This is a genomic window from Acinetobacter sp. ANC 3832, from assembly GCF_002135415.1.
Lineage (GTDB): Bacteria > Pseudomonadota > Gammaproteobacteria > Pseudomonadales > Moraxellaceae > Acinetobacter.
Genome location: NZ_NEGJ01000001.1, coordinates 191,696 through 207,839, shown reverse-complemented (window position 1 = coordinate 207,839; position 16,144 = coordinate 191,696). Strand labels below are relative to the sequence as shown.

Annotated in this window: 11 protein-coding genes and 3 tRNA genes; 5 read left to right on the top strand and 9 right to left on the bottom strand. The window is 40.1% G+C overall.

The genetic code is table 11. The annotated features are described in order from the left end of the window. Positions 1-87: 87 nt before the first annotated feature. From B9T35_RS00985 to B9T35_RS00965, 5 genes are all read right to left on the bottom strand, one after another. Positions 88-163 (bottom strand) — tRNA-Lys (locus tag B9T35_RS00985). Positions 164-227: 64 nt separating this feature from the next. Continuing rightward, positions 228-303 (bottom strand) — tRNA-Lys (locus B9T35_RS00980). Positions 304-324: 21 nt separating this feature from the next. Then, positions 325-400: transfer RNA gene (locus B9T35_RS00975), tRNA-Lys, on the bottom strand. Positions 401-598: 198 nt separating this feature from the next. Then, complete coding sequence (locus B9T35_RS00970) at positions 599-2,440, bottom strand: long-chain-acyl-CoA synthetase (RefSeq protein WP_086189269.1); 1,842 nt, start codon at positions 2,438-2,440, stop codon at positions 599-601. Positions 2,441-2,646: 206 nt separating this feature from the next. Further along, complete coding sequence (locus B9T35_RS00965) at positions 2,647-6,066, bottom strand: Rne/Rng family ribonuclease (RefSeq protein WP_086189268.1); 3,420 nt, start codon at positions 6,064-6,066, stop codon at positions 2,647-2,649. Between the two features lie 817 nt (positions 6,067-6,883). Between B9T35_RS00965 and B9T35_RS00955 the strand changes: the two genes are divergently transcribed. The 5 genes from B9T35_RS00955 (at position 6,884) to dmpG (ending at position 12,173) form a co-directional block, all read left to right on the top strand. Further along, complete coding sequence (locus B9T35_RS00955; protein WP_086189267.1) at positions 6,884-7,846, top strand: RluA family pseudouridine synthase; 963 nt, start codon at positions 6,884-6,886, stop codon at positions 7,844-7,846. Between the two features lie 232 nt (positions 7,847-8,078). Continuing rightward, positions 8,079-8,747 carry an HAD-IA family hydrolase gene (locus tag B9T35_RS00950; protein ID WP_086189266.1) on the top strand — a complete coding sequence of 223 codons (669 nt, stop codon included), beginning with the start codon at positions 8,079-8,081 and terminating at the stop codon, positions 8,745-8,747. A gap of 627 nt (positions 8,748-9,374) precedes the next feature. Beyond that, complete coding sequence (gene mhpD, locus B9T35_RS00945) at positions 9,375-10,196, top strand: 2-keto-4-pentenoate hydratase (RefSeq protein ID WP_086189265.1); 822 nt, start codon at positions 9,375-9,377, stop codon at positions 10,194-10,196. A 38-nt stretch (positions 10,197-10,234) separates the two neighbouring features. Continuing rightward, positions 10,235-11,143 carry an acetaldehyde dehydrogenase (acetylating) gene (locus tag B9T35_RS00940; RefSeq protein ID WP_086189264.1) on the top strand — a complete coding sequence of 303 codons (909 nt, stop codon included), beginning with the start codon at positions 10,235-10,237 and terminating at the stop codon, positions 11,141-11,143. A 10-nt stretch (positions 11,144-11,153) separates the two neighbouring features. Beyond that, positions 11,154-12,173 (top strand): 4-hydroxy-2-oxovalerate aldolase, encoded by a 1,020-nt coding sequence (gene dmpG, locus B9T35_RS00935; protein ID WP_086189263.1) that lies wholly within the window; start codon positions 11,154-11,156, stop codon positions 12,171-12,173. Between the two features lie 161 nt (positions 12,174-12,334). On the opposite strand, the gene B9T35_RS00930 is transcribed toward dmpG, so the two are convergent. From B9T35_RS00930 to miaB, 4 genes are all read right to left on the bottom strand, one after another. Next, a complete protein-coding gene (locus B9T35_RS00930; protein WP_086189262.1) occupies positions 12,335-12,619 on the bottom strand; it encodes an antibiotic biosynthesis monooxygenase family protein in 285 nt (94 codons plus the stop codon). Between the two features lie 130 nt (positions 12,620-12,749). Continuing rightward, positions 12,750-13,235, bottom strand: a complete 486-nt coding sequence (ybeY, locus tag B9T35_RS00925; RefSeq protein ID WP_086189261.1) for an rRNA maturation RNase YbeY — start codon at positions 13,233-13,235, stop codon at positions 12,750-12,752. A 9-nt stretch (positions 13,236-13,244) separates the two neighbouring features. Continuing rightward, complete coding sequence (locus B9T35_RS00920) at positions 13,245-14,351, bottom strand: PhoH family protein (protein ID WP_086189260.1); 1,107 nt, start codon at positions 14,349-14,351, stop codon at positions 13,245-13,247. A gap of 39 nt (positions 14,352-14,390) precedes the next feature. Beyond that, positions 14,391-15,845, bottom strand: coding sequence for a tRNA (N6-isopentenyl adenosine(37)-C2)-methylthiotransferase MiaB (gene miaB, locus B9T35_RS00915; protein ID WP_086189259.1), 1,455 nt, complete (start codon positions 15,843-15,845; stop codon positions 14,391-14,393). Positions 15,846-16,144 lie beyond the last annotated feature (299 nt).

The following is a 16,144-nucleotide window of genomic DNA, read 5'->3' as shown; positions in this document are numbered from 1 at the left end:
GTCGGAATATTTGCAAGTTTCATTTCTAAATAGTTTGAAAAACTATAGCACTAAAAGTGAAGTACAGAAAGAAGCTTGAAGAAAGAATGGTGGGTCGTCCGCGATTCGAACGCGGGACCAACGGATTAAAAGTCCGCTGCTCTACCAGCTGAGCTAACGACCCATTCAGGGAGTATTGTTTTATGAGTTTCATAAAACAAAAAAGCTTCGTGTTTGAAGCTATAAGATGGTGGGTCGTCCGCGATTCGAACGCGGGACCAACGGATTAAAAGTCCGCTGCTCTACCAGCTGAGCTAACGACCCATCTCTGAGTATCAAAATAAGTGGTGGGTCGTCCGCGATTCGAACGCGGGACCAACGGATTAAAAGTCCGCTGCTCTACCAGCTGAGCTAACGACCCTGAACCAATATTCAACCATTTGGTTGAATATGCAGTGCAAGAAAAACAAAAGTTTTATCTAAACACCACTTCGTTTTGATGGAGCGTATTTTAGCAAGTTATTGATAGAGCGCAAGAGGAAATTATAAAACTTTGCAACGTTCGGTTATAAATAACACAAATTTAAGCAAATATTGCTTAAATTTGTGTGAAAACCTATTAGAAGCGATATTTGTACGTTTCAATATTGGCAAAAACTTCAGCCGAGATGTTGCAATAGGCAGTTGCACTTGGTAGTAAAACCAATAAACGATCAGAAACTTTATTGATGTCGAAACCATCTTCTTTCAATTTGTTTTTCTGATATTTAAATGTACCTGTTGTTTCAACGGTTTTTTGAATGCGTAAAAATACAGGGATGGCGTAAACAGGCAAGTTCTTTTTAAAATTCGTGACCATGTCAGTTAAATCTTGCTCGGTAAGTACGTCACCATCATGTAATGTGATGGCAGCCATGCCTGCACGACCATTGGTATCTGGAATTTCTACACCATAAACCACAGCTTCGGTAATTTTAGGGTAGTCACTAACGATGTTTTCCACTTCAGTGGTTGAAACATTTTCGCCTTTCCAACGGAAGGTATCGCCTAAACGATCGACAAATTGTGCATGACGGAACCCGATATCACGAACTAAATCACCTGTAATAAAGTAAGAGTCACCTTTTTTAAAGACATCTTTCATAATCACGGATTTGTTCTTTTCAGGGTCTGTATAGCCATCAAATGGCGAGCGACTGGTAATCTTGCCAACCAATAAGCCGACACCACCTTTTTCTACTTTCTTGCAGAAGCCATCTGATCCATGAATAGGTTCATTTTTCTCTTTGTCGAATTCAATAATGGCATAAGGCGTTGGTGAGAAACCAACTGTATTATCAAAGTTAAAGATATTACTAAAACCAACATTACCTTCACTGGATGCGTAGAGCTCTAGAATTTCGTCTATACCGAAACGTTCTTTAAATTTGCCCCAAATATTAGGGCGCATACCATTACCAATCATTTTTTTAACACGATGTGCGCGATCAATATCAGACGGTGGTGCATCAATTAGGTAACGGCAAAGCTCACCGACATAGCCAATCGCAGATGCATTGAATTTTTGTACATCAGTCCAGAATGCTGAAGTTGAAAATTTACGTCGTATTGCAAGGGTTGCTCCACCTGCAATCACGCCACACCAGCACACTACCATGCCTGTTGCATGGTAAAGCGGTAGAGTACAATACATCACGTCATCTTCGTTTAAATTCAGTACATGTCCGTAAGTACCATACGCCAAAGTCCAACGACTATTGGTAAAGATCACAGCTTTAGGTAAACCAGTTGTGCCCGAGGTATAGATGTAGAACAATCCATCTTTACCTTTAACACGATGTGTTGTTGGTACATTAAATTTTGGAAACTGATTGGCTTTTTCTGCAAGGTTGATAAAGCCTTGAGGTGCTTGACCAACATCTTGGCGTGTGGGTTGATCCGCAAACCAATGAAAACGATCATTGCTAATATTCAGATCTGAACGAATTTCATCTACAGCAGCACGGCACTCTTCACCAACAATCACCGCAATCGGTTTTACGAGGTTAATGCTATGAGTCAAAATTTTGCCTGTTTGTGAGGTATTCACCAGTGCTGTCGTTACACCAATTTTTGCAAGTGCAATCACACTGGCAATCAATTCAGGTCGATTTTCAACGATAAGAGCAATTACATCGCCTTTGGTTGCACCAATTGAAAGGTAGTAATGTGCGAGTTGGTTTGCCCAATCATTCAGGTCACTGTAGCTATAGCGTTGTTCTTCAAATAATAAGGCATCACCATAAGGATTGCGTTTAACCGCCTTTTCAAAGGCTAAGCCTAAACCAGCAGGTGTATTAGGTGTACGTAAATAAGCTTCTTTAAGACCTGAAACTAAGTTCGGTACTTTATTTAGAAATTTAGGTAATCGTGCTGCGACATCAGTAATACTGATGAGATCATTCTGTGGCATTTGGCTCATATTCATCCTATTCTTTTTCGTAGTCCAATAAATCTATTTGTTCGCAATATATTTTGCAGCCATTCTTACAGTTGTCTTTTTATAGTCTTAGGTCTAGTGCAATCAACCTAATTTGACAAAAGTATTTAAAAAATCTTATTAACATATCAAAAAAACCCAGTCATCGAAATGACTGGGTTTTTATTATTTGGCTGAAGTTATGTCAGTTATTCAGCCGGAGTCGCTTTTTTTGGAGGGCGACCACGAGGACGACGAGGACGGGCAGGTTTATCATCTGTGTCCACAAGGTCGTTGGCTTCATCTTTAGCTGCTGTTTCTAAAGCTAAATCTTGTTGAGCTTCAGCTTTGGCAGCGATTTTAGCCGCTTTCACTTCTTCTTTTGTCGGTGCAGCAATGGCAACTTCAGTCACATTACTTTCAACAACGGGCTCTGCAACGACATGAACTTCTGTTTCAACAGCAACAGGTGCTTCTATTTTAGCTTCTTCAACGTTAAGAGTTGTTGTCGTTGCTTCTACAGGAGCTTCTTCTGCTTTCACTTCAGTTGTGCTTGTTGCTTCTGTTGGTGCATGCTTTGATTGCTCAAATGCTTGCTCAGCCGCTTGTTTTGCTAAACGACGACGTTCACGTGGGTCATTTGCAACACGGTTGTCTGAAACAGACTCTGGCGGTGTTAAAGCTAACACTGGTGCAGGTTCTACTTCATGTTTAACCTGAGTCACAACAACATCACGTGTAACAGGTTTTTGCTCAGCTTCTTCAGCCACAGCATCAACTGTTAATGTTGCTGCAAACTCTTCCGTGAATTTTAATAATGCACGGTTGAATGTTGGAATTAAGCCAAATTGCTCAATTAACACTGAACAATCTTCACCATAAACATGACGAATTAAGCTTCCTACAGTGTACTGAGACAAAGTTGGTACTTGTGATGGCGTTAACTTCGGTGCTGTTACTTTTGCTTTAGCAGCTTCACGTTGTTGGCGACGGTTTTGACGTGGATCATTGCTTGCACGTTTAACAGGTTGTTGTGACTCAACTTGTTTTTCTACTGGTGCATGAACCGCAGGAGCAATTTGCACTTTTTCTGCTTTTTCAACAGGTGCTTGAATAGCAACTGGCGTTACAACAGGTTCAGCTTGTTTTTGCTGCACTGGAGCAGGTTGAACAGCTTTGTTCAATGCCATAATTTCGCTTTGCGCTTGATCGATATTGACAACAAGTGCAGTCGTCATTGCTTCATGACGGGGCACATCAATCACATCAACTTTAATCTGTTGTGTGTTTTCAGCTTGACGTTGTTGTTGAGCTTGAACAGGAGTAACCGCTGCTTGTTCTTGAGCAGGCTCATTCAACACGCTTTGATCGCGGTGACGATTTGGGCGTTGTGGGCGTTGGCTGTTGCGGTCACGACGTGGCACAGCTTGCTGTTCAACTTGTTGAGCTTCGAACGGTTGCTCACGTTGTTCTTGACGTTGCTCATTGCGTGGCGGTCTAGGTTGGCGTTGTTTTTGCTCACGCTGTTCCTGACGTTGCTCTTGACGAGAGATTTGCACAACTTCTTCATGTACTTGATGCTGTATAGGCTCTTGTACAGGTTCACGCTGTTCTTTGTGCTTGTTGTTATTGTTATTACGCTTTTTGTTGTTGCTATTGTTGGTACGCTGAGATTTATCATCTTTCTCAGCGTTACGATCAGCATAATCACGTGCTTCTGGTTTAGGCGCAGAAGTATTGGCGATATAAGCATTATTCGTTTCAACAACAGCAGGAGCAACTTCGGTACGGACAGGTGCAGGTGTTGCCACTTGACCCATTTGACCACGGCTTACAGCACCACCATTAATCATTTGTTCAATCGCAGCCGCAGCATTATTTGCAGTACGTGATTGATCTACAGTCGCAGCTTGTTTTTGAACAAACAAATTTTCTAACCATGCACATGGGCTAGAAGATGGCACAGCCACTTGAGCTTGAGGCACAGGTTGCTGAACATTTTGCTGTTGAGCAGGTTGTTGCTTTTTCTGTTGCTTATTATTTTGAGCAGAATTTGCAACGGGGTGCGTATGTTCTTCTTCTAAATGCCATTCAGAAGATTCGTAACCCAATTCTTTTTCGCTTAAACGTGTTGCTTCAGTACGTTCATAGCTTGTTGGCGCAAAACCTTCTGGATTAAACGAAATTTCGTAATGTGGCGTTTCTAAATGTGGATGTGGTAATACAGTCACACGTACATTTGAAGTTTGTTCTAAGTAAACAAGACTATGACGTTTTTCGTTTAATAAGAACGCTGCAATTTCTACAGGAACTTCAACTTGAACTTCACCTTGACGTTCACGTAATGCAATCTCTTCCACTTTACGCATAATTGAAAGAGAAAGAGAGCGTAAGTCACGAACCATGCCTGTGCCATGGCAGCGTGGGCACACATAACCAGTGGCTTCTTCTAATGAAGGGCGTAAACGTTGACGGCTCATTTCCATTAAGCCAAAACGTGACAATTGACCGAATTGAATACGTGCACGGTCACTTTGAGTTGCTTCACGAAGTTTTGCTTCAACCATACGTTGGTTGCGTTCTTTGGTCATGTCGATGAAATCGATAACAACCAAGCCACCAATATCACGTAAACGTAATTGACGTGCAATTTCTTCAGCAGCTTCTAAGTTGGTACTTAAAGCAGTTTCTTCGACATCATGGCCACGAGTCGATTTTGCAGAGTTAATATCGATTGAAACCAAAGCTTCAGTTTGATCAATAACAATTGAACCCCCAGCAGGAAGTTTAACTTCACGTTCATAAGCCGTTTGAATTTGGCTTTCGATACCAAAGTGAGCAAACAATGGCTCATTTAAAGTATAGGTTTTTAATTTGTCTAATTGGCTTGGCATGACTGCTTTAACGAAGTTATATGCTTCGCCATAAGCTTGTTCATTATCAATTAAGATTTCTGCAACATCATCACGTAAATAGTCACGAATAGCACGTGTTACAACACCTGCTTCTTGGTGAACCAACATGGGAGATGGACCTGAACTTGCTGTGCTTTGGATTTGTGTCCAAAGGTCTAACAAGTGTTGTAAGTCGAGTTGTAATTCTTCTTTTGAGCGACCGATACCCGCTGTACGAACAATGACGCTCATACCACGAGGGGTATTTAATGTTGCCAACATTTCTTTCAATTCTTCACGAACTGAACCTGAAATTTGACGGCTAATACCACCACCTTTAGGGTTGTTTGGCATAAGAACCAAATAACGACCTGCTAAAGAGATGTAAGTCGAAAGTGCAGCACCTTTGTTGCCACGTTCTTCTTTTTCAACTTGAACAAGAAGTTCAGTGCCTTCAGTGATGAGTTCACGAATGTTTGACGTTTGACGAGGGTCAGCTTTGTAGTAAGTATTGGCAATTTCGCGCATCGACAAGAAACCTTGACGACCTGCACCGTATTCTACAAATACTGCTTCTAAAGAAGGTTCAACGCGAGTCACGTGACCTTTATAGATATTGGCTTTCTTTTGTTCACGAGTACGATTCTCTAAATCAAAATCGTAAAGACGGTGACCAGTGATGAGTGCAACGCGAACTTCTTCGGCATGGGTTGCATTAATCAACATACGTTTCATGGGGGTAACACCTAATAGTGATCCACACCAACAACTCGCTTATTTCTAGTGAAGCGAACATCCTACTTTTGCGAATCAAAACTTAAATCATGGATACATCAACATGTTTTAAGCGATTTACCTGTCACCTATGTTTTGAAATAGGGTTTGGGTTTGAGTCGTTGTATTGATGTTGGCAATACTGCTTTAACTATTCAACTTATCATTAAATCATTAAAGTCTTTGAGTTTTCACTGGTACTTGAAAGTGGTGCATTGGATGACTGAATTTCATCGTCTTTCACTGTCACATTGCTCGAAGGGCAACTCTCTATTTGTAGAGCGCGCCTTGATACGGAATTATCATCGTATCTTTACAAATTGTGCAGTTCCAATGCCTCAAACACTTAAGTCCTGAATTACACTCATAAGCGACTTGTCTGATGTGTATCAGTTTATGTTTAAAAACCAACCGCTGGATAACTACCAGTTTGGCGACATATATTTTTAAACAAACTGATTTTTGTACATGAAGCACAATTAAACGCAACAGTTTGTCTTTTTGCCGATATAATAAAGCCTTCGGCGTCGGCATATTCTTTTGGGACCATTCCGAGCTTTTGGTGAACAACTCATTGAGTTTGGTATTTCAAAAAAGTTTTGTTTTAAAAGTTTTTGAAATAACGCGAATAAAGTTCACTTACGGTGGTATCCGTGCGCTGACTATAGCAAACCTTGCATCATCTGCCTATGGGCTATACTGCTATTTTGTATGAAAAGTATAGTCTAAATGATCAGTTTTTAATCAAATTTCGTTTTTATTGGGTCATAGTAACTGTATGAATTCTACGCAAGAATGGCTGAGTGTCACTTGGTTTGAAGTTGATGAATATCAATCGGGTCAACGTATTGATAATTTTTTGTTTAGTCGTCTAAAAGGTGTACCAAAAAGTCGTATTTATCGTTTGATTCGTGAAGGTCAAGTTCGTGTAAATAAAAAGCGCATTAAAGCTGAAACCAAATTAGCCATTGGTGATCAAATTCGTGTTGCGCCGATTTTCTTTGAGCAAAAGGAAGAAGCTGCGCCTGTTTCAGACAAGGTCGCACAAAGTTTATTAAGCCGAGTCATCTATGAAGACGAAGGTTTATTGGTGGTGAATAAACCTTCAGGCATCGCTGTGCACGGTGGTAGTGGTGTAGCGTATGGTTTGATTGAAGGTTTACGTGCGGCAACGGGGAAGAAATATTTAGAACTGATTCATCGTATTGACCGAGATACCTCCGGTTTGGTGATGGTGTCTAAAAAACGTAGTACGCTAAAAGCGCTACAAGATTTTTTACGTGAACATAAGATTAAAAAAACCTACGCTGCGATTACTAAAGGGCAAGTGAGTTTAGATCGTCAATTGATTGATCAGCCATTGCACCGTTATGAGTTATCCAATGGTGAGCGTCGTGTACGTGTGTCATCAGAAGGCAAAGAGTCAAAAACCCAGTGGAATGTGCAAGAGCGTTTTATGCATGCGACATTGGTTTATGCATCGCCACTTTCAGGCCGTACCCATCAAATTCGTGTGCATGGTTTGAGTATTGGTCATCCACTGATTGGTGATGATAAATATGGTCATGAAACTGAATATCGTGGGCCAAAAGCACGTCGTTTGTGTCTACATGCGATGCGTTTAGAAATTCCAGGCTATCCTGTGATTGAAGCGCCGATGCCTGAAGATATGCAAAGTTTGATTGCTCAACTTCGTGCGCAAAAGAAAGACAAAGATACACCGACGAATTTGGATGAATAATGGTGCCATATTAATTTTAAATTTATCCCTATTCTTGGACGGGGATAAATTGTGATTTTCATCTAATCATTTAATCCTTCCTAACCCTCCTTTGATAAAGGAGGGGACACACATTTTTAATAAAGTGGTACTCGGGAAGATTGATATCAATATAAAACTTCTCTCTTGCAAAGCAGTGCTTCTCATCTTCTCAAAGAAAAGGGGATGAGTTGAATCAAATCTTGGAGTTATCATGCAAAAACCTGTGGAACTGATTGTTTTCGATTGGGATGGAACACTATTTGATTCAGTCGGACAAATTGTCGCGAGCTTAATGTTTGCTGCAAAACAGTTTGATCAACCCCTGACAGAAGCGGATGCTAAAAGTATTATTGGTTTAGGTTTACCTGAGGTTGCACACGTTTTATTTTCAACTGTACCTGAGCTACATGCTGATATTTTAAAATGCTACGGCGATCATTATGTTGAACATTCCAAAGATGATCGTTGGTTTGCAGGCGTTTCAGAAATGTTAACTGATTTAAAAGCGCAGGGTGTAAAACTTGCTGTGGCGACAGGTAAAAGCCGTCGTGGTTTAGATCGGGTTTTGAATCAGACTCAAAGTATGGAACTGTTTGAAATTACACGTGCAGCCAGTGAAACGAAGTCTAAGCCTGATCCATTGATGCTCGCTGAAATTCTAGAGTTTACAGGTGTCAAAGCTGAGAATGCGATTATGGTCGGTGACACTTCTTACGATTTGGAAATGGCGCGAAATATTGCAATGCCAAGAGTCGGGGTGAGTTATGGTGTACATACGCTTGCAACTTTACAGCAATTCAATCCACTAGTAATTGTTGAGGATGTACCTGCTTTACACCAGTTTTTAAATCAGCAAGTCAATGCTTCTGATGTCGCTTAATCAAAGCGAATGACGTTTCAAGGCGTATATGGATATACGCCTTAAACTTAATGGTGAATAATAAGAAAATATAATCTAAGCCATACGATTCGATGACTCTATTAATTAAGCATCATTCATGAGTAACTTTATCTATTGCTGCGTAACGTTTGGCTGAACATTTAGAAAAAGCTTTTTAATTTCTCTTTAAATATAAAAATCAAAACGTTTATGAGTACTCATACAAGCTGTCTAATATCCTTCACGCTTATTATCTTTTAGTCGTAGATGATCGTTTTTACTCACATCTACAAAAGCTGAATTCCGAGTGATTTAGGTGTATTTCTATTTCATTTTTTTAAGCTATTTATTTTGATCAAAAAAATTAAAACAATTTATAGGTTCTAACGATTGTAAAAAATAAAATAAGTATTGGCATAAAACCGCCATTTTCCCGATTCTTAAACTGTTTATAGGCATACGCGTTTTATAGATGATCTTAATGATCAGAGAACGTTTGACCATCCTGATTGATTGGATCAATAAGTGTTTTTAAATCTTAATTTCAAAATATGAGTATTTAAATCTGAGTCAGTCATTTTCATCTAAAACGGTATAAGTCCATTTTTGCAGTTTAAGGAAACATTGATGTCGAATTCTGCTGTTGTTGAAACAAGCGTTGAATCAGTTGCTTTAGCCCTGAGAGAAGCCGAGCTAACTCAAACTGCGATTGCACCGATTCGCCCACAATTAGGGGGTGAAAGTGCAGATGTTGATATTGCATATGCAGCGCAAGAATTAAATACCCAACGAGCGCTCAAAGAAGGACGACGTTTAGTTGGACGTAAAATTGGTTTAACGTCAAAAGTCGTTCAAGCTCAACTTGGTGTGGATCAACCTGATTTCGGTATGCTTTTCGCTGACATGGCATATGGTGATGGTGAAGCCATTCCTGCTGGTTTACTCATTCAACCTAAAGTTGAAGCTGAAATCGCCTTAATCATCAATAAAGATTTAACCCAAGAAAAACATACCTACGCAGACATCATCAGCGCAACTGAATATGCCTTGCCTGCTGTGGAAGTAGTCGATAGTCGTATCGAAAATTGGAAAATTTCGTTGATTGATACCGTTGCAGATAACGCATCATCAGCAGCCTATGTTTTAGGTTCTCAACCCGTAAAGCTTGAAAATCTTGATCTAGTCAATTGCAAAATGACCATGACACGTGGTGAAGAGGTCGTGTCTCAAGGTGTTGGTAAAGCGTGTTTGGCAAATCCACTCAATGCCGCAGTTTGGTTAGCAGATGAAATGGTACGTCGTGGACGCCCACTTTTAGCTGGTGACATCATTTTAACAGGTGCGCTTGGCCCAATGGTGGTCGCACACCCAGGTGATGAATTTAAAGTTGAAATTGAAGGCTTTGGCTCAGTCACTGCAGCTTTCGCTGCAGCTGTTGTTGCTGAGTAAGGCTTTTTGTAGAAATCAGAATTTTAGAGAGTACATTCATGAAAAAGATTAGATGTGCATTGATTGGTCCGGGTAATATCGGAACAGATTTACTTTACAAACTTCAACGTAGCGAATGGTTAGAACCAGTATGGATGGTGGGGATTGATCCAATCTCTGAAGGTTTGGCACGTGCTGAAAAAATGGGTTTAAAAACTACAGCAGAAGGTGTGGATGGCTTATTGCCACACGTACTGGAAGATAATATTCAGATTGCTTTTGATGCAACGTCTGCATATGTCCATGCTGAAAATAGCCGTAAGCTGAATGAGCTTGGCGTACAAATGATTGACTTAACGCCTGCTGCGATTGGTCCTTTCTGTGTACCACCAGTAAATCTTGAAGCATTGCTTGAACAAGGTGAATTACCGAATGTAAATATGGTGACTTGTGGTGGTCAGGCAACCATTCCAATGGTTGCTGCTATTTCACGAATTCAACCTGTGAGCTATGGTGAAATTATTGCCACCGTATCAACCAAATCGGTGGGTCCAGGGACACGTAAAAATATTGATGAGTTTACTCGTACGACTGCAGGTGCAATTGAGCAGGTTGGTGGTGCAAAACAAGGTAAAGCGATCATCATTATTAACCCTGCCGAGCCACCATTGATGATGCGTGATACAGTGCATTGTTTGGTTGAAGGCGAGCCAGATCAAGCCGCGATTATTGCATCAGTCAATGCCATGATCATTGAAGTTCAGAAATATGTACCAGGTTATAAACTTGTAAATGGTCCTGTTTTTGATGGCAACCGTGTTTCAGTGTTTATGGAAGTTGAAGGTCTAGGGGATTACTTGCCTAAATATGCAGGTAACCTTGACATTATGACTGCTGCTGCTGCACGTACTGCAGAAATGTTTGCAGAGCGTTTAATTGCCAATCAAACAGCGAAAGCTGAAGCCTAAGGAGCAGACCATGTCTAAGATTATTGTTCACGATATGACTTTACGTGATGGTATGCATCCACAGCGCCATCAAACCACTGTAGAGCAAATGATTGCCATTTCAACGGCACTTGATGATGCAGGCGTACCTTTAATTGAGGTAACACATGGTGATGGCCTTGGTGGTGCATCTGTAAACTATGGTTTTGCTGCTGCGACAGATGAAGAATACTTATCTGCTGTTGTTCCTCGTATGAAAAATGCCAAAATCTCGGCATTGCTTATCCCTGGGATTGGTACGGTTGATCATTTGCACATGGCGCATGAGATTGGTGTATCGACCATTCGTGTTGCAACGCATTCAACAGAAGCAGACGTTTCTGAACAGCACATTACTGCTGCACGAAAATTGGGTATGGATACGGTTGGCTTTTTAATGATGGCGCATATGGCGACACCAGAGAAGCTGCTAGAAGAAGCCAATAAAATGGTGTCTTATGGTGCGAACTGTATTTATGTGACAGATTCAGCAGGGTATATGTTGCCGCATGATGTCACCGCTCGAGTTGAGACTTTACGTCAAAGCTTAGCTTCAGATATCGAAATTGGTTTCCATGGTCACCATAACTTAGGTATGGGCGTCGCCAATACAGTTGCAGCCGTTCAAGCAGGTGCAATTCGTGTCGATTTGGCTGCAGCAGGCTTAGGTGCTGGCGCAGGTAATACACCACTTGAACTGTTTATTGCGGTTGCAAACCGTATGCAAATGGAAACAGGTGTGGACTTGTTTAAAGTTCAGGATGTTGCCGAAGATCTTGTGATTCCAATGATGCTGAATCCTATTCGTGCAGACCGTGATGCTGCAACTTTAGGTTATGCAGGTGTTTATTCTTCATTCTTATTGTTTGCAAAACGTGCCGAAGCGAAATATGGCGTATCAGCACGGGATATCTTGATGGAATTGGGTCGCCGTGGCACGGTTGGCGGTCAGGAAGACATGATTGAAGATTTAGCATTAACCATGTCTAAAGCGAAACAAGCCAGCGTTTAATATTCAAAATTATTTTTATATAAAATGATTTTGAATCAAGTAAGCCCTTTATTGAGGGCTTATTTTTTTATAGTTAAAACATATATTTGGAGGCTATGGATAAGTTGGAACCATCAAATGATAGTCTAAATCGTTAACCAAATTAATAAAAAGTCATTCAATTAATAATTTCTTAAAATCTCACAAATTTCCACACTAAAATCTTCATACCATTTTTCTTTTCCTAAATGCTGAGCTACAACATGTTCCGCATCTGTAGACCACGCTTTTATATCTTCTAGAGAATTCCAATAAGAGAGTGCAATCTCATAACCTTGTTCAGAAATTGCTTCAAATTTTTGACAATTAAAATACTTGATCGCTTTTTCACGTAATTGTTGGGCTGTTTGAAAATATTCATCATCCAAAATATTAATTTGTGCTTTGAATATAACGACGTATTTCATAATTAGGCTTCTATAAGATTCTTTTTTATTTTAAAACAGTTACGTGATGACTTTGCTTTCTTCTTTATTTAAGTGATTGTCTAGAGAATCACTCCAACCGTCCCTGAAAAGAGAAAGTTGGAATGAAAAATCAATCTTCTTTCACAAGATAAGGATTCTCAAATCCTAATTTAGCTAAAATTTCAATTTCAAAAGCTTCCATTTCCTCAGCATCTTCATCTGAAGTTTCATGGTCATAACCCATTAAATGTAAAACCCCATGAACAAGCATATGGGTAAAATGTTCAATCGGTGTTTTTTGCTGATCAATCGCTTCTTGTAAAACCACAGGAATACAAATCACTAAATCACCGAGTGGAAATGCATCTAGCATCGGTAAAATTTCTTCTGGAATATCACTTGGAAAAGACAAAACATTGGTTGATTTGTCTTTCTGACGATACTCTAAATTCAGTTTATGACTTTCTTCATTATCGACACAGGCAATACCAATTTCAGTATCTTGTTGATAATCAAGATGGCGTAACGATGTTTCAATTACTTTTTTAATATACGCACGTTTGAGCACCAATTCAGGTGCTTCAAACGATTGTTGTAACGATAAGCTAAGCTTCAAAACCAGTCCTTAAACATTTTCCTGACTTTCTGTTGATTGCTCAGCATGTTGAGCATCCGCAGCAGTGTCATTTGCAGAAATTAAGGCTTCTTGACGTGCTTTTCGTTCAGCACGACCTTCGGCACTTAATCGATATTGTTCACTGTCCCATCCTTCATAAGCTTCTACAATTTTTTGTACAAGTCGATGTCGAACAACATCACGAGAATGGAAGCGAGTGATATGAATTTCTGTAACACCCTCAAGAACCCGTAAACAATGTGCTAGACCAGATTGTTGACCACGGGGTAAATCGACTTGAGTGATATCACCTGTAATAACAGCACGAGAACCAAAACCTAAACGGGTTAAGAACATCTTCATTTGTTCAGGTGTTGTATTTTGTGCTTCATCTAAAATCACGAAAGAATGATTCAGAGTACGACCACGCATATAGGCGAGGGGAGCAACCTCAATAATTTGACGTTCAATTAGTTTAGCCACTTTTTCGAAACCGAGCATTTCATACAAAGCATCGTAAAGTGGGCGTAAATAAGGATCAATTTTTTGGCTTAAATCACCTGGTAAAAACCCCAGTTTTTCACCCGCTTCAACAGCAGGTCGTACCAAAAGAATGCGTTGTATTTCGTTGCGTTCAAGCATATCAACAGCAGCAGCAACAGCAAGATAGGTTTTGCCTGTGCCCGCAGGGCCAATACCAAAAGAGATATCACTTTGCAAAATGCGTTGCACATAACGCTTTTGATTTGCACCGCGTGGATTAATTCGCCCTTTACGTGTTTGTAACCAAACATCTTCTAGACCTGTATGTTCCTGATCTGGATCAAGTTGTAACTCACGGTCAGTTTGACTACCTTGAATGATTAAGTGCAATGTATCTGGACTAATTTGTTGAGAGAATTCAGCTTCGTCATGCAAACGTTGCATGAGTCCTTCAGCTCTCTCAACTGCATCAATGTCACCATCAATAAAAAAGCTATCACCACGGTGGGCTATTTTCACATCTAAACGTTGTTCGATTTGTTTCAAATGACCGTTATAAGCACCCAACATGCTTTTTAAACGGTCAATTGAAATACCGGGAAAAGCTACTGTACGTCTAATTGCTGCAGTCAAGAGATATCCTTTTTTTTAAATAAAGTCTATCCCCTTACATTACGCCACGTCAGGCTCAAGATTCAAGAGTTCGCCATAAACTAAATTTAGGGTCTTAATCTCTGTAACCTCAATCTCCGCAAAGCGTCCGACCCAAGTCGCATCACCAATAAATGTTACTAAACGTGTATTGTCTGCTGTGCCGACCAATAAATTAGGATCTTTGTCAGAAACATTTTCAATCAGTACACGTTGGATTGAACCCAACATTGCATCGGTCTTTTCAATACTTGAACGTTTGATCCATTGTTGAACTCTCGCCAAGCGCTCTTTTTTCACACTATCAGGTGTCGTGTCTTCTAATTCCGAAGCAGGTGTTCCCGGGCGTTTTGAATAGATGAAACTATATGAATGGTCAAAGTCTAGATCTTGAATAAATTGATAGGTTTCTTCGAAGTGAGCATCTGTTTCATTTGGGAAGCCAATAATAAAGTCTGAAGATAAATGCATATCTGGGCGAACTTGACGAAGTTTGGCAATTTTTTCGATATAGACATCAATCGTATGATTTCGTTTCATCGCTTGTAACACATCATTTGAACCGCTTTGTACAGGTAAATGTAAATGCGAAACCATTTGTGGTAAGTCACGATAGCATTGAATCAAATCATCATTAAATTCAAGTGGATGTGATGTTGTATAGCGTAAACGACCAATACCCGGAATTTCAGCGACCAAACGAAGTAAATCAGCGAAGGTACAAATTTCACCTTCAAATGTTTCACCACGGTAACCATTCACATTCTGACCCAGCAATGAAATTTCACGAACGCCTTTTTCAGCTAAACCTGAAATTTCAGCCAAGACATCATCCAATGGGCGTGAAACTTCTTCACCACGTGTATAAGGAACTACACAGAATGAGCAATATTTTGAACAGCCTTCCATAATGGAAACAAAAGCTTTGTAACCTTCAACACGCGGTTCAGGTAGGAAGTCAAATTTTTCAATATCAGGGAATGAAATATCCACTAAGCGGATTTTATCTTTCTTCGGTTTTTCAATTTGCTCACTATGCTGATCTAACATTTGTGGCAAGCGGTGTAAGGTTTGTGGACCAAATACCATATCGACATAAGGTGCACGTTTTTGAATGTTGTCACCTTCTTGTGAAGCAACGCATCCCCCAACACCAATCACAAGGTCAGGATTTTTTTCTTTGAGTTTGCGCCAACGACCTAATTCAGAAAACACTTTTTCTTGTGCTTTTTCACGAATAGAACAGGTATTCATTAACAGAATATCTGCCTCTTTAGGGTCTTTAGTGAGCACATAACCATGCGAATCACCTAAAAGATCTGCCATACGATGACTGTCGTACTCATTCATCTGACACCCTTGCGTTTCGATATAGAGTTTTTTCACTACATCGCTTGCAAGAGTGTGCTGTGGCTGGAGAACAGTGTTTTCTGAGGCAGCTTTGGCACCATTTGGAATGAAGGTTTGAACCGTCATGGAGGCTTCTATCCTATGTATATGAGTATTAGGGAACTACAAAAACGTAAATGAATATGGCTTTAAGGCTGTATTCTTTAAAAGGCCAATATTTTACAGCATTTCAAGCTAAAGGAATAATAAATATATGTTCATCATTAAACGCTGATTTTTAACTCAAATGACGATTTGATTAATAGAGATGAATCAGAAGGTTACACAACACAACAGTAGAAATGGATTAGAATAATTAAACTAGGCACATATGAGTGCTCAAGCTAGTCGCCAATAAGCCACGCAGGATGAAGAACGGTTGTGAG

Excerpts from the sequence above, each read along its gene's own strand:
- B9T35_RS00930 (WP_086189262.1), bottom strand. The coding sequence starts at position 12,619 with ATGAAATACGTCGTTATATTCAAAGCACAAATTAATATTTTGGATGAT.
- B9T35_RS00955 (WP_086189267.1), top strand. The coding sequence starts at position 6,884 with ATGAATTCTACGCAAGAATGGCTGAGTGTCACTTGGTTTGAAGTTGAT.
- B9T35_RS00965 (WP_086189268.1), bottom strand. The coding sequence starts at position 6,066 with ATGAAACGTATGTTGATTAATGCAACCCATGCCGAAGAAGTTCGCGTT.
- dmpG (WP_086189263.1), top strand. The coding sequence starts at position 11,154 with ATGTCTAAGATTATTGTTCACGATATGACTTTACGTGATGGTATGCAT.
- B9T35_RS00950 (WP_086189266.1), top strand. The coding sequence starts at position 8,079 with ATGCAAAAACCTGTGGAACTGATTGTTTTCGATTGGGATGGAACACTA.
- B9T35_RS00970 (WP_086189269.1), bottom strand. The coding sequence starts at position 2,440 with ATGAGCCAAATGCCACAGAATGATCTCATCAGTATTACTGATGTCGCA.
- miaB (WP_086189259.1), bottom strand. The coding sequence starts at position 15,845 with ATGACGGTTCAAACCTTCATTCCAAATGGTGCCAAAGCTGCCTCAGAA.
- mhpD (WP_086189265.1), top strand. The coding sequence starts at position 9,375 with ATGTCGAATTCTGCTGTTGTTGAAACAAGCGTTGAATCAGTTGCTTTA.
- B9T35_RS00940 (WP_086189264.1), top strand. The coding sequence starts at position 10,235 with ATGAAAAAGATTAGATGTGCATTGATTGGTCCGGGTAATATCGGAACA.